27 protein-coding genes and 1 pseudogene are annotated in these 26,301 nt (G+C 41.1%); 27 read left to right on the top strand and 1 reads right to left on the bottom strand.

All coding sequences use genetic code 11. From position 1 onward, the window contains the following. Positions 1-208 precede the first annotated feature (208 nt). From ACGHVY_RS11735 to ACGHVY_RS11635, 21 genes and pseudogenes are all read left to right on the top strand, one after another. A complete protein-coding gene (locus tag ACGHVY_RS11735; protein WP_308744713.1) occupies positions 209-340 on the top strand; it encodes a hypothetical protein in 132 nt (43 codons plus the stop codon). Further along, on the top strand, positions 340-1,371 hold the full coding sequence (locus tag ACGHVY_RS11730) for a pesticidal protein Cry7Aa (RefSeq protein ID WP_390599199.1): 1,032 nt from the start codon (positions 340-342) through the stop codon (positions 1,369-1,371). The genes ACGHVY_RS11735 and ACGHVY_RS11730 overlap by 1 nt, the downstream gene beginning before the upstream one ends. Further along, positions 1,368-3,560, top strand: coding sequence for a glycosyltransferase (locus tag ACGHVY_RS11725; RefSeq protein ID WP_390599197.1), 2,193 nt, complete (start codon positions 1,368-1,370; stop codon positions 3,558-3,560). Before ACGHVY_RS11730 ends, ACGHVY_RS11725 begins: the two co-directional genes overlap by 4 nt. Positions 3,561-3,594: 34 nt before the next feature. Next, on the top strand, positions 3,595-4,137 hold the full coding sequence (locus ACGHVY_RS11720; RefSeq protein WP_308744716.1) for a hypothetical protein: 543 nt from the start codon (positions 3,595-3,597) through the stop codon (positions 4,135-4,137). 18 nt (positions 4,138-4,155) lie between these two features. Next, positions 4,156-4,746, top strand: a complete 591-nt coding sequence (locus tag ACGHVY_RS11715; RefSeq protein WP_390599195.1) for a sugar O-acetyltransferase — start codon at positions 4,156-4,158, stop codon at positions 4,744-4,746. A gap of 55 nt (positions 4,747-4,801) precedes the next feature. Beyond that, positions 4,802-5,290: a hypothetical protein gene (locus ACGHVY_RS11710; RefSeq protein WP_390599193.1), complete on the top strand. Its 489-nt coding sequence runs from the start codon at positions 4,802-4,804 to the stop codon at positions 5,288-5,290. A 1,112-nt stretch (positions 5,291-6,402) separates the two neighbouring features. Continuing rightward, positions 6,403-6,852: pseudogene (locus tag ACGHVY_RS11705) on the top strand (tyrosine-type recombinase/integrase); the annotation flags it as partial. Between the two features lie 76 nt (positions 6,853-6,928). Continuing rightward, positions 6,929-7,555, top strand: coding sequence for a hypothetical protein (locus ACGHVY_RS11700; RefSeq protein WP_390599192.1), 627 nt, complete (start codon positions 6,929-6,931; stop codon positions 7,553-7,555). A 95-nt stretch (positions 7,556-7,650) separates the two neighbouring features. Next, positions 7,651-8,022 (top strand): hypothetical protein, encoded by a 372-nt coding sequence (locus ACGHVY_RS11695; RefSeq protein ID WP_390599190.1) that lies wholly within the window; start codon positions 7,651-7,653, stop codon positions 8,020-8,022. Positions 8,023-8,102: 80 nt separating this feature from the next. Further along, positions 8,103-8,504 carry a DUF6578 domain-containing protein gene (locus tag ACGHVY_RS11690; RefSeq protein ID WP_390599188.1) on the top strand — a complete coding sequence of 134 codons (402 nt, stop codon included), beginning with the start codon at positions 8,103-8,105 and terminating at the stop codon, positions 8,502-8,504. A gap of 42 nt (positions 8,505-8,546) precedes the next feature. Further along, a complete protein-coding gene (locus ACGHVY_RS11685; RefSeq protein ID WP_390599186.1) occupies positions 8,547-8,918 on the top strand; it encodes a hypothetical protein in 372 nt (123 codons plus the stop codon). Positions 8,919-9,642: 724 nt separating this feature from the next. Continuing rightward, positions 9,643-11,109 (top strand): group II intron reverse transcriptase/maturase, encoded by a 1,467-nt coding sequence (gene ltrA, locus ACGHVY_RS11680; protein WP_390599185.1) that lies wholly within the window; start codon positions 9,643-9,645, stop codon positions 11,107-11,109. A 161-nt stretch (positions 11,110-11,270) separates the two neighbouring features. After that, complete coding sequence (locus ACGHVY_RS11675) at positions 11,271-11,606, top strand: hypothetical protein (RefSeq protein ID WP_390599184.1); 336 nt, start codon at positions 11,271-11,273, stop codon at positions 11,604-11,606. A gap of 433 nt (positions 11,607-12,039) precedes the next feature. Continuing rightward, the gene (locus tag ACGHVY_RS11670; protein ID WP_044299318.1) at positions 12,040-12,507 is read left to right on the top strand and encodes a macro domain-containing protein; all 468 of its coding nucleotides are present in this window, start codon (positions 12,040-12,042) and stop codon (positions 12,505-12,507) included. 72 nt (positions 12,508-12,579) lie between these two features. Next, positions 12,580-12,894 carry a hypothetical protein gene (locus tag ACGHVY_RS11665; RefSeq protein ID WP_008761633.1) on the top strand — a complete coding sequence of 105 codons (315 nt, stop codon included), beginning with the start codon at positions 12,580-12,582 and terminating at the stop codon, positions 12,892-12,894. Between the two features lie 69 nt (positions 12,895-12,963). Then, on the top strand, positions 12,964-13,332 hold the full coding sequence (locus ACGHVY_RS11660; protein ID WP_390599183.1) for a hypothetical protein: 369 nt from the start codon (positions 12,964-12,966) through the stop codon (positions 13,330-13,332). A gap of 32 nt (positions 13,333-13,364) precedes the next feature. After that, positions 13,365-13,703, top strand: a complete 339-nt coding sequence (locus tag ACGHVY_RS11655; protein ID WP_390599182.1) for a hypothetical protein — start codon at positions 13,365-13,367, stop codon at positions 13,701-13,703. Positions 13,704-14,014: 311 nt separating this feature from the next. Continuing rightward, positions 14,015-14,179: a hypothetical protein gene (locus tag ACGHVY_RS11650; protein ID WP_390599180.1), complete on the top strand. Its 165-nt coding sequence runs from the start codon at positions 14,015-14,017 to the stop codon at positions 14,177-14,179. Positions 14,180-14,255: 76 nt separating this feature from the next. Further along, positions 14,256-15,944 (top strand): group II intron reverse transcriptase/maturase, encoded by a 1,689-nt coding sequence (gene ltrA / locus ACGHVY_RS11645; protein WP_390599178.1) that lies wholly within the window; start codon positions 14,256-14,258, stop codon positions 15,942-15,944. Positions 15,945-16,441: 497 nt separating this feature from the next. After that, positions 16,442-17,110 carry an SMI1/KNR4 family protein gene (locus tag ACGHVY_RS11640; RefSeq protein WP_390599176.1) on the top strand — a complete coding sequence of 223 codons (669 nt, stop codon included), beginning with the start codon at positions 16,442-16,444 and terminating at the stop codon, positions 17,108-17,110. Between the two features lie 71 nt (positions 17,111-17,181). Beyond that, complete coding sequence (locus ACGHVY_RS11635; protein ID WP_390599174.1) at positions 17,182-17,994, top strand: IS982 family transposase; 813 nt, start codon at positions 17,182-17,184, stop codon at positions 17,992-17,994. A 199-nt stretch (positions 17,995-18,193) separates the two neighbouring features. Here ACGHVY_RS11635 and ACGHVY_RS11630 read toward each other — a convergent pair whose 3' ends face one another. Continuing rightward, the gene (locus ACGHVY_RS11630; protein WP_390599172.1) at positions 18,194-18,589 is read right to left on the bottom strand and encodes a type II toxin-antitoxin system HicB family antitoxin; all 396 of its coding nucleotides are present in this window, start codon (positions 18,587-18,589) and stop codon (positions 18,194-18,196) included. Between the two features lie 368 nt (positions 18,590-18,957). Between ACGHVY_RS11630 and ACGHVY_RS11625 the strand changes: the two genes are divergently transcribed. From ACGHVY_RS11625 to ACGHVY_RS11600, 6 genes are all read left to right on the top strand, one after another. Next, a complete protein-coding gene (locus ACGHVY_RS11625) occupies positions 18,958-21,435 on the top strand; it encodes a carboxypeptidase-like regulatory domain-containing protein (RefSeq protein ID WP_390599170.1) in 2,478 nt (825 codons plus the stop codon). A 120-nt stretch (positions 21,436-21,555) separates the two neighbouring features. Beyond that, positions 21,556-22,665 carry a sensor histidine kinase gene (locus ACGHVY_RS11620; RefSeq protein WP_390599168.1) on the top strand — a complete coding sequence of 370 codons (1,110 nt, stop codon included), beginning with the start codon at positions 21,556-21,558 and terminating at the stop codon, positions 22,663-22,665. Further along, the gene (locus tag ACGHVY_RS11615; protein WP_390599166.1) at positions 22,662-23,705 is read left to right on the top strand and encodes a sensor histidine kinase; all 1,044 of its coding nucleotides are present in this window, start codon (positions 22,662-22,664) and stop codon (positions 23,703-23,705) included. Before ACGHVY_RS11620 ends, ACGHVY_RS11615 begins: the two co-directional genes overlap by 4 nt. Then, a complete protein-coding gene (locus tag ACGHVY_RS11610) occupies positions 23,702-24,418 on the top strand; it encodes a LytR/AlgR family response regulator transcription factor (RefSeq protein ID WP_390599165.1) in 717 nt (238 codons plus the stop codon). The genes ACGHVY_RS11615 and ACGHVY_RS11610 overlap by 4 nt, the downstream gene beginning before the upstream one ends. A gap of 66 nt (positions 24,419-24,484) precedes the next feature. After that, positions 24,485-25,033, top strand: a complete 549-nt coding sequence (locus tag ACGHVY_RS11605; RefSeq protein ID WP_390599163.1) for an RNA polymerase sigma-70 factor — start codon at positions 24,485-24,487, stop codon at positions 25,031-25,033. Positions 25,034-25,118: 85 nt separating this feature from the next. Beyond that, positions 25,119-26,294 carry a FecR family protein gene (locus ACGHVY_RS11600; RefSeq protein WP_390599162.1) on the top strand — a complete coding sequence of 392 codons (1,176 nt, stop codon included), beginning with the start codon at positions 25,119-25,121 and terminating at the stop codon, positions 26,292-26,294. The last annotated feature ends 7 nt before the right edge of the window (positions 26,295-26,301 follow it).

The raw sequence follows: 26,301 nt of genomic DNA, 5'->3' as shown, positions 1-26,301 counted from the left end.
GCAATTTTTAATTAAAGGCAACTACTTCAAATTATGGATTAGTTGCCTTTTCTATGTCTTGTCTTTCTGCTTAATGTCCTTTACTGTTATAAAAGAATAATAATCAGAAGTTTGTCGTATTTCCGGGAATTAATACCGTAACTTGCAAGAAAGGAAATCCCGTCTATTTTATCCCCGAATATAAACTATCCTAAAAAAGAAATGAATTATGAAAGGTCAAGAGAAAAAAAGAGAAGCAAAGAAAGGAAAATCGGACAAGAAGATTAAAGTACTGACTGATTATCAGAGAGAAAAGCAGAGTAAGAGTGACAAAGGAATGAGCATAATACCCAAGGCATAATGGTGCGAGTAAAAAGAGAAGGTATTATTTTGGAAGGTACTTCACTTGAGTTTGAAAACGAAGGTGTGATGAATCCGGCGGTGATTGCCGAAGGAAATACGGTGCATATGTTTTATCGTGCAGTAAAAAAAGGAAATTATTCATCCATCGGTTATTGCCGGCTTGAAGGCCCTTTGACTGTAGTAGAGAGGGATACGGTTCCCCTGTTGGCTTCCGAGTTTGATTATGAGTGCCAAGGAGTGGAAGACCCCCGAATTGTGAAAATAGAAGACCTCTATTATCTCACTTATACAGCCTATGATGGATATAGTGCTGTGGGAGCCTTGGCAGTTTCTTCCGATTTGAGGCATTTCGAGAAAAAGGGCATTATTACTTCCCAGATAACCTATCCGCAATTCCGGGAAATGCTTCGTACCCAACAGGCTATCATCAGCAAGTATTTCCGTTCCGGCAATAAGCGGGAAGCGACAAATGAGAAAGGACATCCGCTTTATATGATGGATAAGAATGTAGTATTCTTTCCCCGTAAAATCAATGGGAAGTTTTACTTTATGCATCGTATCCGTCCTGATATCCAGTATGTGGCGGTAGAACGTCTTGATATGCTGACGAAAGAGTTCTGGAAAAGATACTATCAGAATTTTGCCAAACGTATCCTGCTGGCTCCCTATCACGACCATGAGTCGAGTTACATCGGAGCCGGATGTCCCCCGATAGAGACGGGCGTGGGGTGGCTGCTGATTTATCACAGTGTGTATGATACTCCTTCCGGTTATGTTTATTCCGCTTGCGCGGCTTTGTTGGATATAGACAATCCGGCTATTGAAATATCCCGTTTGCCTTATCCGTTGTTCACGCCTGCGACAGAATATGAACTGTCCGGCGTAGTCAACAGAGTTTGTTTCCCCACGGGCACTGCCTTGTTTGGCGACACTCTCTACATCTATTATGGAGCAGCCGACAAATATGTGGCTTGCGTGTCAGTACAACTGACAGAGTTATTGGATGAATTAATAAAACAAATCAAATGAGAAAAATAATATGTATTACTACTTATCCTCCTCGTGAATGTGGCATAGCCACTTTTGCCCAGGACTTAATCCGGGCTATCCTGTCAAAGTTTGGAGATTCTTACTCTATAAAGATATGTGCGGTGGAGTCCGACACGGAACAACACACGTATACGGAAGATGTGGAATACGTTCTTAATACTTCGGATGTTTCTGCCTATGCTGCTTTGACCAGGCAATTGAATGAAAATTCTGAAGTTAAAATGGTGCTTGTACAGCACGAATTCGGGCTATATGCAGCGCAGGAAGAAGCCTTTCTGCAAATGTTGCAGCAACTTCTCAAACCTGTGATTCTTGTCTTTCATACGGTACTATCGCAACCTTCCCCCGCCCTGTACCGGAGTGTGGGAAGAATGATGGCAGCTTGTGCCAATCTGGTAGTGATGACGCAAAACTCCCGCGAGATTCTCCTGCGGGATTATCAGGTGGATGAAGATAAAATCACGGTGATTCCTCACGGAACCCATTTAGTGTCGTTCAGAGACAAGAGCAAACTAAAAGATTTCTATCAACTGTCGGGCAGACGCGTGCTTTCCACTTTTGGCCTGCTTAGTCCCGGCAAAAGTATTGAGACCACTTTGGATGCCTTACCGGCTATTGTGGAAGCCAATCCTTCCGTGATATTTCTTATTATCGGCAAAACGCATCCGGGAGTGCTGAAACAGGAAGGAGAGAAGTATCGTAACTTCCTGGAAGCGAAAATAAAGGAGTTGCATCTGGAAGAATATGTGCTCTTTATCAATCAATATCTTGAACTTCCTGTCTTATTGGAATATTTGCAGTTGACGGATGTGTATCTTTTTACTTCAAGCGACCCGAATCAGGCCGTGAGCGGTACATTTGTATATGCGCTGAGTTGCGGATGTCCGATTATAGCTACTCCTATTCCTCATGCGTTGGAATTGTTGAGTGATGATTCCGGTATTATCTTCGACTTTAAGAATTCTGCGCAATTGTCCGAAGCTGCCAATCATCTGCTTGCCGATGAAAAGCTGCGGACTAAGATGAAACTTGTCGGCTTGCAGAAGACAGCAGCTACAGCTTGGGAGAATGTGGCTATTGCCTATGCCTGTCTTTTCCAGAAAACAGGTAGGGTCGAAGACGAACTGATTTACTCCCTGCCTCCCATAGACACCTATCATATCCGGCGCATGAGCCGGCAGTGGGGTATTATCCAGTTTTCGAAGGGAAATCGTCCGGACAGTTCCACCGGATATACATTGGATGATACGGCACGTGCGTTAATGGCGATGTGTCAGATGGTTGCTACGGGACAGGGAAAAGTGAAAGAACGATATGTCAAGACCTATCTGAACTTTATCCGTTACTGTCAGCAGCCGGACGGTTCTTTTCTGAATTATGTAGATAAAGATGGAATATTCACCTCACAAAATCAGGAAGTGGGGCTGGATGATAGTAATGGACGTGCTGTTTGTGCTTTGGGATATTTTATTTCTTGTGCCGGACATTTTCCCGCCCCGTGGAAGGAAGAGGCTGAAGCTGTTCTCAAACGTACCTTCCAACGGTTCGACCGGATAGAGTCTCCCCGCAGTATCGCTTTTATGCTTAAAGGCTTCTATTATTATAGCCGCGAATGTCCTTCGGCGCAGACTGATGCGTGCATTTGGCTGTTGGCTAACAAACTGGCTCAGATATATCGTCGGACGGCGGAAGCTCATTGGCGATGGTTTGAGACGTATCTCACTTATGATAACGCTATCTTGCCGGAAGCTATGTTATTGGCTCATTTGGCTATCGGCAGGGAAGAGTATAAAGAAATAGCTCATGAATCTTTCGAGTTCCTGTTGAAGAAAGTATTTGTAGGGAATCGTATTCAGGTGGTTTCCAATCAGGGATGGATGCATAAAGGGAAGAGCAGCCATGGATTTGGCGAACAGCCCGTGGATGTGGCGGGGATGGTGATTGCTTTGAAAACGTTTTATCAGGTTTTTAAGGAAGAAAAATATCTTCGTATGCAAAGAGATGCTTTCAACTGGTTTCTGGGAAATAATCATTTGCACCAGATTGTTTACAATCCGGCTACCGGTGGATGTTATGACGGACTGGAAGAAAATAATATCAATTTGAACCAGGGAGCGGAATCCACCGTTTGCTATTTGATGGCGCGACTTTCTCTTTTATCTGACTAATTCCGTATATTTGCAGAGTTAATACTGCAATATCATGAAATCTGTATTTATTAAGGTACTTCGTGTACTGATGCTTTTTATAGTTATTATTTCGTGTGCCGTCGGCTATATTGTTTATGAAGATACGTTGGCCGATTGGTGGATACCTGTCGGAGTGGCTTTGATGATAGCTGCTCTTACAATTCCCCTTTATAAAAAGTGGGCATGGCTGACGGCGGGGGAAGATAAAATACTCAATCTGCTTTCTCATGTGATTTGTGTGGGGGCTGTCAGTTATGCACTGTTCCTTGTGGGCAATTATTGCCTGGCGGATCCTGCTTCGACGCAGGAAGAAAAAGTTATTGTGCAGAAGAAGTATCAGGAGACGCATAAGAAAACACGCAGGGTAGGTAGACGGCGTTATGTGTCGGATGGTGTGCGTAAGGAATACTATCTGCAAGTGGCTTTTGAGAATGGGACGGTGGAAACGTTGCACGTATCACTTTCTACTTATAATAAGACACGGACAGGCAAAACAAAGACACTGACTTTACAGAAAGGCTTCTTCGGACTTCCGGTGATAACAAAGGGACTTTAAGAAAACGCCATGACATATATGGAAAATAAAAAATTGAGTGAAAGAATGCTTTCAGGAGAAATGTATAATGATTTGTCTGCGGAACTGGTTCAGAGAAGGGAGCAGGCAGTCTTTCTGACTAATGAATACAATGCTACATATGGGAAACCTAAAGAAATCCGTGAAGCGTTATTGGGAAAACTGTTGAAACATATCGGCGATAGTGTTCACTTTGAACCCAACTTCCGGTGTGAATTCGGATTTAATATAAGTATCGGGAATAATTTCTTCGCTAATTTTGATTGTATCATGTTGGACGGGAATCATATTACGATAGGCGATAATGTGTTGTTTGGTCCACGAGTAGGGCTGTACACGGCAAATCATGCACTCGACCCGCAGGAACGTGTCATGGGCGGATGTTATGCCCGTCCGATAACTATTGGAGATAATGTATGGATTGGTGCTGGAGTTCATATTATGGGTGGCGTTACTATCGGACAGAATTCGGTGATTGGTGCAGGGAGTGTGATAACCAAGGATATTCCGGAAAATGTAATTGCCGCAGGAGTCCCTTGTAAGGTAATTCGGGAAATAACCGATAAAGACAAAACCGGATTTTTTCCTTAACGGTTAAGCCTGCTTGGGGAGATATATTGTAAAGTAGAGATGAATACTGCAAGTTATGAATAAAAGAAGTGCTTCATTTATTTGTGCCGGACTTATAGCAATAAGCTGCGTGTCCTCACTCTGTTTTTATGATTACTTCGTAACCGATAGAATCACGGAAAATCCAATATCTTGGATTTTCTACTTTTTTCAACTTTCCATACTGGTGGGACAAATTCGAATGGGTATTTATGCAATAAATGCACTTCTGCGGCAGAAAAAGGAAGTTGTACCTTCTTTGAGTTATTTTGCCGCTCATGTCTTTTTGCAAAACATTACTCCTTTGCTTCAGACATGGGCAGTATCTTCTATACCGGAATATCCGGTATGGTTGCTGATAAGCCAGGTCATTTTTAGTCTTGTACTTTTCCTTTCTTTGTTGGTCAGTCAGGCTTCATCCTTATTCAAGAATCCGGAATATATCCCCCGGTTATTAATGGTTGCCTTTTATATCAACTGTGTATATACGGCATTGACTGTCATAGGATTGATTGTCGTATTGTAGTCTTTTTGAAGATAATTTTGTATAGCCAACTAAAAAAGGATTTTTTTTGACCTATATATCGAAATCTGTTTTGTTGCGATTACTCTGGTTTTATAGTAGGAAATGAGTGGATTTGTAGAGTAAATAGTAATCATTTATCGTTTATATTTCTCATTTGGATAGGCTAATTATGAATTATTGCTTATTCTGTTATGTTTTTCTTATTCAATATCCATGATAAACCAAGAAGAAAATGAGTTTGTTCTTTGTCGCGGAATTGTGAAAATGCAGGGGAATGAGAGAAGAAACAAAAGTTGTTTTATCTTTAATAATCAGTAGAGGTAAACCGAAGGTATCAAATTAATTACTGATTCACATAAGTATAACATGAACTTTTGACTTATAAATTCCACCTGTTTCACCTTATCTCTGAAACATCGATGAATAAGCAGATAGCGGGTGAAAGCGTAGAGAAAATTAAGGTGAAATCTCCCGTTATTGCTTTCACCTTTCAAATTTATTTATACCGATTGCTGGACATATAGAGCCACCGTGCTGAATATATAGATTCAATGCGGTAAGTATATAGATTCAATGTGTTGGATATATAGATCCTGATGGATTATCTATTAATACCTGACAGCGGATTTGCTATTAGCATATTTCGATTAGCTATAAGCATATCCGGATTAGCTATAATGATATTTGTTTTAGCTCAAGGGATATTTTGAAAAGACAGGGTGAAACCGCTGATGTTCAGTTTTACTTGAATTTACCACTTGCTTTCACCCGCTATCTCCTTATTCATCGGTATTTCGACAATCAGGTGAAATCGATGAACGGCAATGATCTCATAGTGGCATTTATAAATGCTGAGAATAGGAGACTGATCATTGTATAGTTATGAATTATGTAACAGATCATTGTGCAATTGCCAGTCAAGAGAGACTATTTTATAGGATAGAGGAAAAAACTAACAGCTTTTTTGTGGGTGATGAAATAAAACCGTATTTTAGGGACGTTATACCGATATTGATGAGTTATCAGAATGTATGTGATGAAAATCAGAATAGAGAATAGAAGGAAATAGCGTAAATTTGCCCAATATTGTCATTAAGTAGATAAGAAAATGAATTAACATAATGCTGAATTTAAAACCGGATGATATAAACATTTCCTGTTCACTGATACATGTGCGACAGGGAAAGGGGAAGGGGAAGAAAGACCGATATACGCTGCTATCCAAACCGTTTATCAATAAACTGGAAGAATATAGGATAGCATATCAGTCGGAAAAGTGGCTTTTTGAACGTGAAGCCGGAGTACAATTCTCTGAAAGTATCGTTTCCAAAAAACTGAAAGAGATAGCCCATGAAGCAGGTATAACAAAAAGAGTATATCCCCACTTGTTCCGCCATTCGTTCGCTACACATTTAATAGAACAAGGAACGGACTTGAAAATCATAAAAGAACTGTTGGGGCATGAAAATATTAAGACAACAGAGATGTACGTCCATATTGCAGACACTTACAAAAGCAAAATTAAAAGTCCGTTGGACGATATTTTAGAAGAAGAGATTTAATAAAATACTTAGAAAAAATAACAGCGAAACATTAAATGACCGCTGTTAGCATAACGTTATTCGCAAAGGAAAGAAAATGACTAAAACAATAAATAACATATCAAGTTTTAATCCCCAATTTTGGAGAATTGGAGAACTTGGATTATATGAAACCGAACATTCAATTAACATAAATTCTTTGGACGGGGATTTTGTTGCGTGGTTTGATGTCGGGGATGAAAATTCTCCTACAGAAAAACAACTTGCCGCATGGGAAGAGTTTTGTAAAATCAACCCAATGAATATAAAAGAGATGATTATCGAGGGACTTGTAAAGCTATCAAGGCAAATGAACTTATTGCCTGCTGATATCAACCCCCAATATGGTCCAGGTTACAATCCAAAGGTGGTATCAAGAAACGCAAAGAAAGCTATTGAAGCAATGAGTAAAAACAACAAGTCCATAGGTAAACAAGCTAAATCGGTTTTTCAATGCAATTCTATTGTGATTCCAAAGCAAGAGAAATCCCCTGTTCGGTTTATAGTTATGAACTTTGAAATTGGTCGTCGCCCTTATGAAATGGAAGCTGTTTTTTGTAATGAAAGGATGCTTATGGTCGGTGAAAACTCTGGCATTTGGACTCGCCTTGATTGGATTTATGAATTTAACATCCCGAATTTCAAAGCTGAAACAGCTTTGCACCCATATTGGCAACAGGAATAATATGCGAATAACAAGTGAATGAACTGCCCTAATGGTCAGCTATTCACAAACCATTATCGGCTTAATAAAATGTTTAATTTTTAATAGGAAGAAAAATGAATACTAAAACGAATGATTTAAAGGAAATTATCAAAAAATGGATTGTCAATATTGATAAAACAGAAGAATTGCCTTCTGATATTGTGGCTTTGAGCTTTAATCTTTATGAACCTTATGGCATAGAAATGGTCGGCTCTACTTGGTTTGATGAAAAGGATGAAGATTGGGCATGTGATGAAAGTTTTGAACCAACTCAAAGGAGTTGTCCTGATTTTGAAATCTCAGGCAATCTAAAATGGGAAGAAGTGTTAGAAATTGTTGCACCTATCCTCAAAGATTTAATCAAGGATCTTACTGATTTAAAACTTTTTAAAGTAGAACATATCGCAGTGGGATTTGTAGATGGAGATTTGACTATCATTAAATAATCAATATGCCGATAACATGTGGCTAATCGTACTGAAAGCGATTAGCTGCAAACCATTAGCAACCAATAAAAATAAAAGATATGAAAACATATTGTACAGTACTTTATGAAGGATGGCAGATGCAATGTTGCGGTCAACCATTCAGCATAGGCGATATGGTTAAATGGGATGTTTTTGCTTTTAATAAAACATTAACTGACATCACCCAAACAATAGAATATATCTACGATGCGCATTATGAAACAAGTGACGGACTACTTACTCTACAAGGAACAGTCCATCAAATAAATGCGATTTATACAAAGTATAAATCATCGACCGACAATCCTCAATTATTAGTTCCAGTTTCAAGCCTTCTTAAAAGTCTTGTTAAGGCTGACGGAGATGAAGAAGAAGTGAATGGAATGACCTTCAACTCTTATATTGTAGTGTTGGGAGACGTTAGTATTAAAGAGGTTGCTAACAAACAGCACACCGCTTAAAGCGGCACGCTGCCAAACATTATCAGTCAAAAAAGAAATAAAATGGAAACAAAAGAAATACTAAATCAATTTGGAAAAGATTTCGTCAAAAGCGTAAGGGATAATAGCTTATTTGTTTTTGAAGGAACTGTTTCAGGGCACATGAAAAGTACATCTGACCGGAAACTACATGAAGCCATAAATAACCTTAAAAATGAAGATGTAGAACTCATAAGGCAAATAGTCTATAAAATGGTGGATTCCACAATTCATAATACTCTGTTCTTTTTTGAACAAGATATTGATGATTGGAAGATTTCTAATTCAGAAAAAGATGTGACATCTTTGGCTGACATATCTGATGGATTGTGTGGTGAATTATATTCTCAAGAGGGATGGATTGAGAAATATAGTAAATATAAAAGCTCTGAATAAAAATATGACTGATAACAAACGGCTTAACTTCTGAAAAGTCAGTTAGCCGCTGGACATTAGCAACAATGGTGCGACAAGCAAGTCGCCTCTCTTAATTGTTCAGCACCCATTTCACGGGTTGAAAACAGGCTGTCTGAACCTACTGTTCCGTCAGCAGTAGCTTGGAACACATGCATCACCAGCAATGACGTTGTGTGGAGCTGTTCGACAACGAACCCGCCACAAGGGAAGATAGAACCGCGAGGGGAATCAACTGCCGCCAGCATCAGGTGGCTAAGGGGCTAAGCTGGACGGTATGGGTAAATTAATTGAACTGTCGGGAACTGTCGTGACTAATGAAAGGCTCAAGATGCTGGCGAGCCTTGACCAAAATGGTAAACGGTCGGATAACCTTTCTTGTTGTGAGGGTTACACGGACAAAGCACCGCCGTCAGATGGACGGGCTCTAACCCGGGCGATAGTTGGAGGGCGAAACTTGGTAAGCCCGTATATCTCCTGCCATGAACAGCAGGTAAGCCGAACGCAAGTAAAGCCGAACGGTATGCGGGTATGAGAGGATGGAGAAAGCGAACGCCACCCTTGTAATGAGGGAGGATAGGAATTGAGCGTAGCCATACATAATATAAAATAGCGAAGCGACATCATTCCACTGTGAAAACAGGCAGACTTCCGTCTGGTGTTTCTTTACAAAACGAATGAAGAACTTTTAAATGAAGAAAGGCAAATGAACGAAGTGAAAACACAGTGTGCATCTTCACGCAGGGGCAGACCGAAAGGAGCTTGGAACAGTATGGACTGGGACAAGCTACAAGCTGTTGTGCGAAAGCTTCAGGTACGGATTGTAAAGGCTCAAAAGGAAAAGAGATACAACAAGGTAAAATCCTTGCAACGTATCTTGACTACCTCGTTTGCTGCGAAAGCGCTGGCAGTCAAACGTGTCACTTCCAATAAAGGGAAACGAACCGCAGGGGTGGACAATATAAAATGGACTACCCAAGCGCAAAAGCTCGAAGCAGTAACTTCGTTAAAACGGAGAGGCTATAAGCCACTTCCACTGAAAAGGGTGTACATCGCCAAGAGCAATGGCAAGAAACGCCCGTTGGGCATACCCACCATGAAAGACAGGGCAATGCAGGCATTATATCTGATGGCTCTCGAACCTGTGACGGAAACGACCGCAGACCCGAATTCATACGGGTTTAGAAGATACAGAAGCACAGCGGACGCCATAGATGCGCTGCATATAATGTTCAGCCACCAGCCTAACCCGCCACAATGGGTACTGGAGGGAGACATTAAAGGGTGCTTTGACAACATCAGCCACGAGTGGCTTGTGGATAATGTACAAATCGACAAGCAGATATTAAAGAAGTGGCTGAAATGCGGAGCGGTCTTCAACAAGTTACTCTCCCCCACAACGGCAGGGACACCGCAAGGTGGCATTATATCGCCGACGTTGGCGAACGCCACGTTGGACGGAATGGAAAAGATGTTGCTAAAGAAGTACAGGGAAAGATACGTGAACGGAAAACGATATCGCCCCAAAGTCCATTTGGTACGTTATGCGGATGACTTTGTCGTATCAGCTGACACAAGGGAACTGCTGGAACAAGTCAAAGAGGACTTGAAACACTTCTTAGCCGTCAGGGGGCTGGAACTATCGGAGGAGAAAACGCTGATTACACATATCACCGAGGGCTTTGACTTTTTGGGTTACAATATACGCCGATACAAAAAGAACATATTGATAAAACCCGCAAAGAAGAGCGTGAAAAGATTTGTGGAAAAGACTCACGAGGTTATATTCGGGAACAAGACCGCCAAACAGGGGGATTTGATTATGCAGCTCAATCCCGTACTGAGAGGATGGGGAAACTACTTTAGGTTTGTATCTGCCAAGAAGACGTTCAGCAATCTGGACTCCATCTTGGTAAGGCAACTCAAGAGATGGGCAAGCAGAAGACATCCCAAGAAAAGCCGCCGATGGGTGAAACAGAGATATTTCAAAACGGAAGGGCGTAGAAACTGGGGCTTTGCCGCAGACTCTAAGAAAGCCGATAAAAAAGAAAGGATAAGGTTGGAACAATTAGCCGACATCCCTATTTTAAGGTATAGGAAAGTTAAAGCAGAAATGAACCCGTTCGCCCCCGAATGGCAGGAATATATGATGTGGAAACTCCGTGCTAAATGAGAACTGACTAAGAGAAAGACCTCAAGGAAAGCGAGTTGAGCCGGTTTAATTTATGAGAATTAAATTTAGAAATGCTTGAGCCGTATGATGGGAAACTATCAAGTACGGTTCTTAGGGGGGGGAAAGGGGCAGCAATGCCTCCGACCTATCCGATAAATAAAATGAAAGATATAATTGAGTTATTACAAAAAGAACGAATAAAAACTGTTGATGCTTTGAAGCATGGCAATCAACAGGAACTTCCCTATCTTCAACAAATAGATAAGGCTTTAGGATGGTTAAAACGGATTGAAGAAAAAGGATTGGAAGGTGTTGGATGTTATGACATACATAGTCTGCCGGACTTACCTCAAGAAAATTTCGGTCTTTACTCCTTTTATCATATAATGATGGATTATGAAAGTCCCGACATTGAAGATTGGAAGGAATATAGACCAAACGGTCAGTCTTTGCTATTAAGTTTTGATGATATTGTAATAACTCGAAAAAGCAGGTAACAAGCGGCTTAACCTCCCCGTAAAGGTCGGTTAGCTACCATTACCAATAAACAAATAATTGAAATGTTAGATTTTAGCAATACAATGAATAATCATCACTTCGCTTTGAATGATGTTGAATTGAGAATATTACAACCCGTCTTCTTGCAGTTTCATGTAAAGACAGGATTGAGTATTGATGAATATGGAGATACAAGATTGATACCTCAAAATCTTGAATTACTTATTAATTTGGCAAATGATTATATAAAGACGTCGGATAAACAATCAATGAAAATTATAATAGAGTTCGTTAAGAATTTGCGTCCTATGATAATAGATAAAAACACAATTTGGGTAAGTGGAGATTGAAATATTGGTAACAAGCGAATGAACTGCCTTAACGGTCAGTTATTCACAAACCTATTATAAGCAACAGAAAAACGGAAACAATATGATAAAATACATTTCGGGAGATATATTGCAAAGCAAAGATGAGTACATAGCGCAAGGTGTGGCTGTTGGCTCACAAGAAGGATTAGGAACTGGGCTTGCCTTTAAGCTATCAAGTCAATTCCCTGAAATCCAAAAACTCTTTAAGAAGTACACACGAAACACCAAGTTTCAAGCAGGTGATATGTTTATAGGAGAAATCAAAGGTTTCTCTCCGGGTATAATCTACATCGCTACACAACCGGATATGTATCATGCAGAACTTACATATCTGAATAAAGGCTTGAAACGCTTGAAAAAAGTATGCGAAAGCAGAGGTATTAAAACTGTGTCGCTCCCGAAAATAGGTGCAGGTTTGGGTAAGTTGGATTGGAATAGTGAGGTCAAACCTTTGCTTGAAAGTATTTTATCTGATTGTGAAACTGTATTCAATGTATATGAAGATTACAAGATTGAATACGAAAATTAGCTTATAACAAGCACCTGTGCCACCTAACAGCGGCAAGCTGCATCCCATTAGCAATCACTAAACAAATTATGAATGAAAGTAAAACAACAGATAATAAACTTCTATCAGATACTTAAAGAGTTACCTGATAATGAAGAATATAATGTAGAAGGTATTAGAAATAGAATTTCGATGAAAGCTGATAATCTATTATTTGCTTTGGATAACAAGGATAATCAAGGTATAGATATAGATGCAGAAATATTCTCTTTCTTATCTTTTGTAAAAGGCTATGATATGCCAAGATTTGAGGACAATTATTACCTATTCACAAAAGAAGATTTGGACAGGGAATATAAAGCATTAGGAGATATAGAATTATTAAACGGAAATGAATTAGATTGCTAACAAACAGATAAAGTACCTTAATAGTCGATTATCTGCCGGACATTATGTGCAACTTAAAAATGGAAAAATATGAATGATGTAGAATTTGTCAATTCATTAAAAAAAGAAATAATGGATAACTTAAGTCGATATTTCAACACTCTAAATACTCCATCAATAGAAGGTGGTTATGAGCCTTGGAATGATAGTAAAGAGTTATATAGCCAGTTGAATGAAAAACAGCGAAAAGAGCTAAAAACTTTCGTGCGTTTAGTTATGACAGATACCCTATCTAATGTTTTTGCCAAACTGGATAATGTATCATCCTTTGCCGAACAAGAAGGATTTTTTGAATTAACTCTAAACGGTAAAATAATAAGTGGCGATTTGCAAGAAATATTTCTTATGAAAATAGAAGAGGAGAACAATAAGGCACATAACAATCACCTAAACAGCTAAACGCAGTTAGCTGAAACACATTAGTGTTTAATATGATGAATGAAAAATTAAAAGATAAAGTCGTTGCTATTGAATTGGCAGGAAATAATATATTGATAGCTAATAATAATGACAATTTTAAGAATGAACTTATCAGTCTTGGATTTGAAAAAGTAGAACCATACTATTCTATTTCTATGCCTACTGATGATGTTGAAAAGCGTGCAGTTCTTTTTCAAAAGTTAATAGAAATCGGAACATTATTTTCCAATGGCAAGGATTGGTCGCCCTCTGAAATAGTTAGATATTACCGTGATAAAGGTTTAATAAGAGGTGATTATCTTAGGATAGCATGGAGAAATAAACAAGATTTTGATATTACTACTGAATAGATTCTTAAAATTGCAAGGAATAAACACAACATGCACCTCAATCGCCTTAAAATGGCGATTAGCTGCAACCCATTAGCAACTGAGGTGCGACAAGCAAGTCGCCTCTCTTAATTGTTCAGCACCCATTTCACGGGTTGAAAACAGGCTGTCTGAACCTGCTGTTCCGTCAGCAGTAGCTTGGAACACATGCATCACCAGCAATGACGTTGTGTGAAGCTGTTCGACAACGAACCCGCCGCAAGGGAAGACAGAACCGTGAGGGGAATCAACTGCCGCCAGCATCAGGCGACTAAGGGGCTAAGCTGGACGGTATGGGTAAATTAATTGAACTGTCGGGAACTGTCGTGACTAATGAAAGGCTCAAGATGCTGGCGAGCCTTGACCAAAATGGTAAACGGTCGGATAACCTTTCTTTTGGTGAGGGTTACACGGACAAAGCACCGTCGGCAGATGGACAGACCCTAATCCGTCCGTAAGTTGGAGGGCGAAACTTGGTAAGCCCGTATATCTCCTGCCATGAATGACAGGTAAGCCGAACGTAAGTAAAGCCGAATGGTATGCGGGTATGAGATGGTGGAAAAAGCGAATGCCACCCTTGTAATGAGGGAGGATACGGGATTGAGCCAATGCCTGCGTGACAAGCAAGGTGACATTATCCCGCTGCGAAAGCAGGCTGACTTCTGCCTGGTGTTTCTTTACAAAATGAAGGAAGAACTTTTAAATGGAGAAAAGCAAATGGACGGAGTGAAAACAAAGTGTGCGTCTTCACACAGGAGCAGACCCAAAGGGGCTTGGAACAGCATAGACTGGAACAAGCTTCAAACCGCTGTGCGGAAGCTTCAAGCTCGGATTGTAAAGGCTCAAAAGGAAAAGAGATACGCAAAGGTGAAAGCCTTGCAGCGTATCCTGACTACCTCGTTTGCCGCAAAAGCGCTGGCGGTAAAACGGGTTACTTCCAACAAAGGAAAAAGAACCGCTTGGGTAGACCAAATCAAATGGACTACCCAAGCGCATAAACTCGAAGCGGTTGCTTCGTTGAGACGGAGGGGCTACAAGCCACTTCCACTGAAAAGGGTGTACATTGCCAAAAGCAACGGCAAGAAACGCCCGCTGGGCATACCCACCATGAAAGATAGGGCAATGCAGGCGTTATATCTAATGGCACTCGAACCGGTAATGGAAACAATGGCTGACCCGAACTCATACGGGTTCAGAAGATACAGGAGTACGGCAGATGCCATAGATGCGATACACATATTGTTCAGCCACCAACCTAACCCACCGATGTGGGTATTGGAGGGAGACATCAAAGGATGCTTCGACAATATCAGCCATGAATGGCTTGTAGATAATGTACCAATCGACAAGCAGATACTAAGAAAGTGGTTGAAATGTGGAGCTATCTTTAACAAGTTGCTCACTCCTACAACGGCTGGAACACCGCAAGGCGGTATTATATCGCCAACACTTGCAAACGCCACACTGGATGGAATGGAAAAGATGTTGCTAATGAAGTACAGAGAAAGGTACGTGAACGGTAAACGTTACCGTACCAAAGTTCATCTCATACGTTATGCGGATGATTTTGTTGTCTCAGCGGACACAAAGGAACTGCTAGAACAGATAAGGGAGGACTTAAAAGACTTTTTAGCCGTCAGGGGACTGGAACTCTCGCAGGAGAAGACGTTGATAACCCATATCACTAAAGGGTTCGACTTCTTGGGATATAACATACGAAGATATAAAAGGAACGTATTGATTAAACCCTCAAAGAAGAGTATCAAGAGGTTTGTGGAGAAAACGCATGAAGTGGTCTTCAAGAATAAAGTCGCTAAACAGGAGGACTTGATCGGGAAACTAAATCCGGTACTCAGAGGTTGGGGCAACTACTTTAGATTTGTATCCGCCAAGAAGACGTTCAGCGATCTGGACACCATACTGGTGAAACAACTCAAAAGGTGGGCACACAGAAGACATGACAAGAAAACTTGGCGATGGGTAAAGGAGAGATATTTTAAAATGGAAGGGAAGAGAAACTGGGTGTTCGCCACAGACTTCAAGAAAGCCGATAACAAAGAAAGGATAAGGTTGGAACAATTAGCCGACATCCCTATTTTAAGGTATAGAAAGGTCAAAGCAAAACTCAATCCGTTTGACCCGCAATGGCAGGAATATCTTACGTGGAAACTCTGTGCGAAACGAGAACTGACTAATGGGAAAACTTTTAGGAAAGTAAGTTGAGCCGGTTTAATTTATGAAAATTAAATTTAGAAATGCTTGAGCCGTATGATGGGAAACTATCAAGTACGGTTCTTAGAGGGGAAAGCCCCCGAAAGAGGGCTGACCTACTCGATAAAATAATATGATACGAAAATTCATTTCCTATATAAAAGAACAGATTAATAATCAGTCATGTACATACACAATACATGAAAATACGGATTATGTACATAGTATGTATGTTGATATAGATAATGATACTAATTTAGGTCGTGTAACACTATGGGATGATAATTCTTGTGTTATGGAAATCCTTAGTATCGAAACAGGGAATTGTTTATTCTCCGAAAGATATGAGTTCGCATCTTTTAATGAACTGATCGGGAAATTTGATAATTTCTATTCAATATTATCACAAACAGGGTTACATGATAAGTTAGGAACGGTCTAACAAACAACTAAATACTGAAAACAATTAGCTGAAAACAATTAGTAGCGAATTTAAAAAACAAAATAGTATGGAAGAAGTAGTAAAGAAATATGTAGATGAATGCTTGGGCTTTGTGAAAGAACATAGAGAATATCTTATGTATGTTCCTTTTTACGAGAAACCCATAGAACCTGAAATGCAGGCTTCGTTAGATAATAGCATACTTCAAGGGAAATCGGTTAAGATATATGTCACTCAACCGGAACATACTAATTATATGGTGAACATTATTACGGACAAAGACCATGTATGGAAAGTGATAGATAATCAAATTTCAGACGAGGATATTTCCAAATTAGAAAGTAAATTAAATGTTATCCTTCCGCTTTCATACAAGACCTACTTGAAATATAAACACTTTTATGAAATGTTTTGGGATTTAGATGTTCGTCTATATCCAAAGCCCATTCATTCATGGAATAAAATCCTAATTGAAAATAATAAGGAACTGCAAGAGGAAATTCTTGATAAAGGGTATTTTGCGATAGGTCAATATTCTGATTATGGCGTGATAGCTCTTAAATTGACAGATAATGAGAATAAAGAAGGTGCAATTGTCCTCTTTGATTACGAAACACCTGCAACGGAAGTATTAGCACCTAACTTTATAGAATTTCTAAATCAGATATTGCAAAATCCTAAACCTGTTCTTCAAGAATTAAAAGGTTGGGAGAAAAAAATGTATAAAATGGAATGATGCTACTAACAAGCACTTGTTCCGCCTAATGGCGGAAAGCTGCAACCCATTATCGTCAATATGAATAAAATATGAAAGATGAAGTAAAACAATATATGGATGACTACATTATTGGAAATCCAGACATTGACTTAAACAATTTGTCTGTATTCACACAACCTGATGAACTACACTATCTTGCAAATGTGGTGAATTGGGATATTCACATACCAATGTTTCCCCGATGTGTGTCTTATAATCGTTTTGTGGAACTGGAAAAAGAAATACTTCTCCCTCTGACCATTTTCATCAAAAAGGTTCTGCTAGGCAGTTGTACCGGTATCAGTTTTGTCGATTCCACTCCCTTCCGTGTCTGCCGTAACCAACGAATATTGATTCACAAGACTTTCGAAGGACTTGCCGAGCGTGGAAGATGCTCTATGGGATGGTTCTTCGGATTCAAGCTGCATCTGATAATCAATGATAAAGGAGAGATTCTCAATTTTATGTTTACTCCCGGCAATGTGGATGACAGGGAACCATTGAAACAAGGAAAGTTTCTGGAAAACATAAAGGGAAAATTGTGTGCGGACAAGGGATATATCGGTCAGACTTTGTTCGAGAACCTCTTTCTTAATGGTATACAGACGATTACTAAGGTCAAGAATAATATGAAGAACTCCTTGATGAGTATCGCTGATAAGATATTGCTTAGGAAGAGAGCTCTGATTGAAACTGTCAATGACGAATTGAAGAACATTGCACAGATTGAACACTCCAGACATCGTTCATTTAATAACTTCATAGCAAATGCATTGTCAGCAATAGCAGCCTATTGTTTCTTTGAAAAGAAACCCGCCATTGAGGTGAAATTTGTAAATGACGGGCAACTGGCTATGTTCTGATTATATCGAACTCACGTTAATTTATACAGTTTATTCTGTATTTCATTCTTTTTAGAGCAACTGCTTTTTACTGTAATCTTAAATATAGAACATTTGGATTGAAAAGGTTTGGCTATTGGTGCCGTGAAGAGATAAATAAAAAGGCTTCCATAGGTTTGGAAGCCAATTAAACAATTCATTCAAATGTACTAAAATACTTTTATAGTAAGTGTATCATGCTCATATCTTTAATAAATCCCCGTAGTGCGTTTTCAATCTTTTCCACTTGTGCTCTCCGTGGTTTTTTAAGCCCTGAGGCATAATGACCTAATTGTTTTTGATTAATACCTGTAATTCTTTCCAAAGCAGCTTTGGTAAAGATGCCGCTATAATACTGCAAGAAAGATTGTACATCAAAAAACCACTCTATATCCATATCACCTTGCAACTCCGCAGGAATCTCATCATTATACTTTTTGTATAATTCAACGGCTGCCAAAATATTATCTTTAGTTTCTTGTACGGTATTGCCTTCGCCGTAAATGCCTGGAATATTTTCAGCCCATGCACCGAATAAGTCAGCGCCTTTTTCAATAGTAACCTTTATTTTTCCCATGTTAGCAAAATTTATAACATCAAAATCAATATATGGTAGAAAATGAGAGAGCTTTATTCAAGCTCCATATCCTTAATAATCTTCTTTCTTAATCCTTCTCCTATCTCTTTAGTGCCCTGCCGATGAAATTCGGATGACTTTACCATATCAATTATTTTTCAACACAACAAAGGTAGTAAAAGTTCTACTATTTGCAAGGGGTTGGTAGATTTTTTGCTACCTTTTATAATTATACCGTAATTTTATTGTTTCACAAGTAGGTCTGAATCCCATATCTTGTCTACAAACAAAGCCCGTTCGTCTCATTTGAAAAACGTGCACTGTCCTGTCCCTTATCTTCGTGTCGAAATAAAAAAACAGAATAAGTCATGAAGATGAATAAAACTATGTTGTTGGAGAAGATAGCAACCCGTTCGGGAGTATCAGTAGATGAATGTGGGGTAGTGCTTAAAACGTTGGAAAGAGTGTTGAGCGAAGAACTCACACGGAAGATGTATCGTTATGGAGGGTGGATACTCTTATTAATTGCTTTATTGGTGTCCGTAGCTGCTTTCGGGCAGACATCGGAACGGAAAAGCCGCCCCGTTCAGACGATTCGCGGGATTGTAGTCGACGGAGACTCGAAGTATCCTATACCGTATGCTACGGTGAAGTTGGCAGGCACAGAAGGAATGGGGACGACAACGGACAGTCTCGGACATTTCGCCATCCGGCAAGTCCCTGTCGGACGGCATACGGTAGAGGCAGCCTTTATGGGATATGAAACCGGTGTTTTCAGGGAAATATTGGTGACTTCCGCCAAAGAAATCTACTTGGAGATACCTCTGAAAGAGAGTGTGAACGAACTGAACGAAGTAGTAGTCCGTGCCCGGACAAACAAAGAAGAGGCGATGAACAAAATGGCTACCACCGGAGCACGCATGTTGAGTGTGGAAGAGGCAAGCCGTTATGCAGGCGGATTTGACGACCCTGCACGCCTGGTTTCCGCTTTTGCCGGAGTAGCTCCCAGTGTTTCCTCGAATGGGATTTCCATTCACGGCAATGCTCCCCATCTGTTGCAATGGAGACTGGAAGACGTAGAAATCCCTAACCCGAATCATTTTGCGGATATTGCCACCTTAGGCGGGGGAATCCTTTCTTCCCTTAGCTCACAGGTACTCGGAAATTCCGATTTCTTCACCGGAGCTTTCCCGGCGGAATATGGAAATGCCGTATCCGGCGTGTTCGACATGAAGCTGCGCAATGGAAACAACCAAAAGAATGAAAATACCATCCAGGTAGGAATCATGGGCATTGACGTCGCTTCCGAAGGCCCTTTGAGCAAGAAACATAAAGCATCGTATATCTTCAACTACCGTTACTCCACCACTGGACTGCTCAATCTTGACGGAGGAACAATGGACTATCAGGACTTGAACTTCAAACTTAACTTCCCGACGCAGAAAGCCGGAACTTTCTCCATTTGGGGAACCAGCCTGATAGACAAATTTAAAAGCGACATGGAGAAGAATACTGAGAAATGGGAGTATCTTGGCGACCGCAGCGAGTCACGCGACAAGCAATATATGGCAGCCGGCGGAATCAGCCACCGCTATTTCTTCAATAGCGACGCATCACTGAAAACAACCGTTGCCGCCACCTACTCGCAACTGGACGGCGGGGCATCCATGTTCAACCATGCTTTGGAATCCACTCCCTATATGGACTTGGAATCGAAACATACCAACCTGATACTGACCAGTACCTTCAACCGCAAATTCAGCAATCGGTTCACCAATAAGACAGGCTTCACCTACAACGCCATGTTCTATAATATGAACCTCGCCATCGCCCCTTATGAAGCTCATTTATTGGAAACCGTCTCCCAAGGCGACGGCAATACGAGCCTGATTTCCGCCTACAACAGTTCCTCTGTCGGACTGGGCGACCGCTGGACTCTCAACGCCGGCATCTACGGACAATTTCTGACCCTGAACAATAAATGGTCTGTCGAACCCCGTGCCGGTCTGAAATGGCAAGCCACCCCGAAAGCTACTTTTGCCATCGCTTATGGAATGTACAGCCGCATGGAAAAAATGGACGTCTATTTTGTAAAGACGAAAAACACAGGCGACAAGTCTGTCAACAAAGACCTCGACTTCACAAAAGCCCAGCACATTATGTTATCTTTCGGCTACAAGATTTCCGACCGGATGAATCTGAAAATAGAACCGTATATCCAGTTCCTGCACGACGTCCCTGTCATGGCGGACAGCTCTTATTCCGTGCTCAACCGCTCTGACTTCTATGTGGAAGACGCTCTCGTCAACAAAGGAAAAGGCCGTAATATCGGAATCGACATCACCCTCGAACGCTTCTTGGAGAAAGGATTCTATTACATGATTTCCGGCTCCCTGTTCGATTCCCGCTACCGTGGTGGAGACGGAAAATGGTACAACACGAAGTTCAACCGGAACTATGTCATCAACGGACTTGTCGGCAAAGAATGGATGTTGGGACGCAACAAGCAGAATATCCTTAGCATCAATCTGAAGCTGACCTTACAAGGCGGCGACCGCTATTCTCCGATTAACGTGGAAGCGACGATGAACCACCCCGACAAAGAAGTGCAGTATGACGAAACAAGAGCATTCTCCAAACAATATTCCCCCATGTTTATCGGCAACTACACCGTCAGCTATCGCATCAACAAGAAGAAAGTATCCCATGAATTTGCCGTGAAAGGACTCAACTTTACCGGAGCGAAAGAACACTACGGACATGAATATAACGTGAAAACCGGAAAGATAGATGTCAGCGACGGTTCCACGATACTGACAAATGTGAGTTATAAACTTGAATTTTAGCCAAATGGTATAGAAACCTTACCGGAAAAAGCTTTATCTTCGTGCCCGGGAAGCCGTGTACGCTGGGAATAGCTGATTCCGGTAACAATGTATTCCTTAATAAATCCCTCAATAAAGCGTATGGCAACCGAATCAATGGCAGCAGGCAATATCGCAACAAGCAATATCGCAACAGGTAATGACTCTGCCTTTTTATATAAATTACTCGTCAGTCCGGAATTCCGGTGGGTACGGTATCTGGTGCTCATTATGGTGCTGGGCACTATTTCCTTCAATCAGGTCTTTATTCTTTTTATGGACTACCGGGAGATATTGGGCGCCTGGATTTATATATTTACTTTCATCTATCTGCTCACCTATGTCGCTGTCGTTTGTCTGAACCTCTTTTGGCTGTTCCCGAAATTCCTGCTGAAAAGGCGTTACCTCGCCTATTCATTCTTACTCTCTGCTGCAATGATAATTGCGCTGTTGATACAGATGATAGTAGAATATCTGGCTTATTCTCACTGGCCGGAACTCCATGCACGGGGGGCCTACTTTTCAGTTCCGATGATAATGGACTATATCTCTTCTTTTATACTGTCGACGCTTTGCATGATAGGCGGAACGATGACCGTGCTCCTGAAAGAATGGATGATAGACCATCAGCGCGTCTCGCAAATGGAGAAAGCCCACGTGCTTTCCGAAGTGGAGCAACTGAAAGAACAAGTCAGTCCGGAACTCCTTTTCAAGACCTTGCATCATTCGGGAGAACTGACATTAAGCGAGCCGGATAAGGCGTCGAAAATGCTGATGAAGTTGAGCCAGTTGCTTCGTTACCAACTCTATGATTGTAGCCGGCAGAAAGTGCTTCTTAGCAGTGAAATCGCTTTCCTCACCAATTATCTGACATTGGAACAGGGTTCATCGGCGAGATTGAACTATGAACTTACCTCGGAAGGAGAAGTGAACAGAATGTTGGTTCCGCCTTTGCTTTTCATCCCTTTTGTGCAGTATGTCGTGAAGTTGCTGCACGAATGGCAACTATCAGCTTCCGTTTCCTTAAAAATCCATTTACAAGCGGAGAGGGGCACGGTTATATTCACTTGCATTTGTCCGGAACTTGACCTCTCTGCGGGCAAAGGACTGGAGCGAATCAGGCAAAGACTGAACTTGCTGTATGGCAACCGTTACGAACTGTTATTGACAACGAAGTGCATACGGCTGGAACTGAAAGGGGGGGAAGCATGACAATCAATTCTTTTCTGTTAAGTCCTCATTGCAGGATACACAGGCATCTCCTGTTGCAATCGGCTGTCCTGCTGATTACAATCAATGTATTTTGGTACGAGCCTTTGCAAATCGTCTCTTTTTGGAAACGGTTGGTCGGATGCCTGGTCTACTTTTTGTCTATGGATGCGGTGATATATGCGAACTTGTATTTATTAGTACCCCGTTTCTTGTTGAAGAATCGTTTCGGCAGTTATATCGGGGCTGCCATATTAACGAATCTAGTGGTAATCACTTTTCTTTCGATTACCCAGGGGGCACTTTTTGAAGTGATTCTGCCCGTCAGGAATCCCGATGGATTTGCTACATTTATCAATGCCTTCTCGGGGATACTTACGATGGGCTTCGTTACGGCAGGCTCGGCAGCCATATCACTGTTCACCCATTGGCTGCGCTACAACCTGCGCATTGACGAACTGGAATCCACCACCTTGCAATCCGAACTGACGTTTCTCAAAAATCAGATTAACCCGCATTTCCTTTTCAATATGCTGAATAACGCCAATGTCCTGATAAAGAGAAACCCGGAAGAGGCTTCCAAAGTCCTGTTCAAACTCGAAGATTTGCTACGCTATCAAATCAATGACAGTTCGCGCGAAAGAGTCTCGTTAGCTTCGGATATCCGTTTCCTGAACGATTATCTGAACCTCGAAAAGATACGCCGTGATAATTTCCGGTTCACAATGGAGCAAGAGGGGGATATTGAATCTATTTGGATTCAGCCGTTGTTGTTTATCCCTTTTGTAGAGAATGCAGTAAAACATAGTTTCGATAGCGAGTACCCTTCGTCTGTTCGTATCTCTTTCAAAGTAGACGATAACCGGTTGGAGTTTCATTGCGAGAACTCCAAACCGTCCGTTGCCGTCAGCAAAGGCAAGGTGGGCGGAATCGGCCTTGCGAATATTCAGCGCAGGTTAGGGCTGTTATATCCCGACTGCTACCAACTGGAGCTAAAAGAAGATGAAACCCGTTATTCCGTAATTTTAAGTATAACATTATGAATTGTATAATAGTAGATGATGAACCGTTGGCACGCGAAGCCATGAAATTATTGATAGAAGAGACAGGCAATCTTCAGTTGGCAGGCAGCTTTAACAGTGCCGCTACTGCTTCCGAATATATGGAGCAGCACGGAGTCGATTTAGTCTTCCTGGATATTCAGATGCCGGGGATTACGGGAATTGAATTTGCACGGACGATTTCAAAGCGGACATTGGTTATCTTCACCACTGCCTATACGGAGTATGCACTGGACAGCTACGAAGTGGATGCCATAGACTATCTGATAAAACCTGTCGAAGCGGAACGTTTTCAAAAAGCAGTGGACAAAGCATTGGCCTATCACTCCCTGTTATTGAAAGAAGAAAAGGAAGCCATCGAAACAATCGTCGCCGCCGAATATTTCTTCGTAAAGGCTGAACGCCGGTATTTCAAAGTCAGCTTCTCCGATATTCTCTTTATCGAAGGACTGAAAGATTATGTCATTATCCAACTGGGCGACCAGCGCATCATCACCCGTATGAGCCTGAAAGCCATATTCGACTTATTACCTAAAGCCACTTTTCTGCGGGTAAACAAGTCATATATAGTCAATACCGCTCACATTGAATCGTTTGATAATAATGATATATTCATAAAATCGTATGAAATTGCTATCGGCAACAGCTATCGTGATGACTTTTTCGAGGGCTTTGTAATGCGGCAAAGATTGTGATAATTCATTTTTTTTTGGTTAAATAATTTTCAAATGGTATATTTGTAACCAAAAGAAAGGATATACGTGATTCGCACAACTGAAAACATAAGCATTAGACTGACTGATGAAGCGCAGTTCCGCTTTATATTTGACAAATATTACATAGCCCTATGTATGTTTGCTAATCAGTATGTTGAAGATGATGCGCTGGCCGCTGATATTGTTCAGGAATGTTTTGTCAAGTTGTGGCAGTTGCGGGACGATTTTATGTATGTCCATCAGATTAAATCTTTCCTTTATACTTCAGTACGTAATAAGTCCCTGAATGAGTTGGAGCATACCAAAGTCATGAACGAGTATGCCCAAAAAGTAATGGAAATGGGCAAAGACTCTTTCTTTCAGGATAAAGTTATCGCCGAAGAAAGCTACCGTATATTGGTGGATGCTATCGACAAGCTGCCGCCCCAGATGAAAAGCATTATGCGGCTGGCTCTTGAAGGAAAAACCAACCCGGAGATTGCGGAAGCTTTGAATATTTCGGGAGAGACGGTACACTCTCAAAAGAAGATAGCCTATCGTAAATTGCGCGGATATTTGAAGGATTATTATTACCTGCTTTTCTACTTTTTATAGTTTCTTTTAAAAAAAATCATTTTTAATACACCCTGCTTTTCAATTCACCTGTTTTAGTATAAACAACGATTAAAACATGTGAATTATGATAAACCAATATTTCTATATCGCAAGGCTTATTGCCAAGTACTTGTCCGAAGAAATAGGAGAGGAAGAATTGGCGGAACTGACGCAGTGGAGAAACGAATCTGCCGGAAACGAACGGCTCTTTCAGGAAATCTGCCGTGAAGAGAACATAAAACTGAATATGCAGAAAAGGCAGGCTTTCAGTACGGAAAACGGTTGGATAGGGGTACAGAGGAAAATACAACATCATCGTTTCAGATACCGTCTGTTGAACGTATGCAAATATGCCGCCATCCTTATTCTTCCGTTGGCTATCGCTACTTTCGCAATTTATAAGAGTAACACTTACGATGCCCCTCATTCGGTAGCTCATGCAACGGAGCAAATCATTCCGGGCGGCAAGAAAGCCACCCTTATGCTGGATAACGGGGAGACAATCGACCTGAAATCCACTTCGGGGGTAGAGCTGAAAGAAAAAGACGGGACAGTTATCCGAGTGGACTCCACCGCATTGAATTACCGGCAGGTTCCTGACCGTTCATCCGATAAACTTGCTTATAATAAGGTAAACGTTCCTCGCGGCGGCGAATACCAGTTGACGTTGAGCGACGGAAGTAAGGTGCACTTGAACTCTATGAGTTCTATCCGCTTTCCGGTTCAGTTTGCGAAAGACTGCCGCCAGGTGGAACTGGAAGGAGAGGCCTATTTTGAAGTAAGCAAAACGGGGCATCCCTTTATTGTAAAAACCAAAGGGATGGATATCGAGGTATTGGGAACTACCTTTAATATATCCGCTTACGCAGATGAGGAATATCAGACAACGCTTGTCAGCGGCTCAGTAAGGGTACAGACAGAAAATGGAAGCAACCGGATTCTGAAACCGTCCGAACAGGCTTGCATCACTCCGGGCAGTAATCAGATAAATGTCCGCAATGTAGACACCGCATTCTACACTTCATGGATACATGGAAAGATTAACTTCAAAGACCGTCGACTGGAAGATATTATGAAAACACTCGCCCGTTGGTATGATATGAACGTAGTCTATGGCGATGAGGCTACAAAGGAATTGCGCTTCGGCTGCTATATCAACCGCTATAATGAGATAACTCCGCTTGTGGAATTACTGGAACAGACGGGCAGGGTTTCTGTCGACGTGGAAGGAAAAACTATTAAAATATTTACTAATCATTAATCCCTGT

The organism is Bacteroides sp. f07, assembly GCF_042854785.1.
Classification (GTDB): Bacteria; Bacteroidota; Bacteroidia; order Bacteroidales; family Bacteroidaceae; genus Bacteroides.
This window is presented reverse-complemented; position numbering and strand designations above follow the sequence as displayed.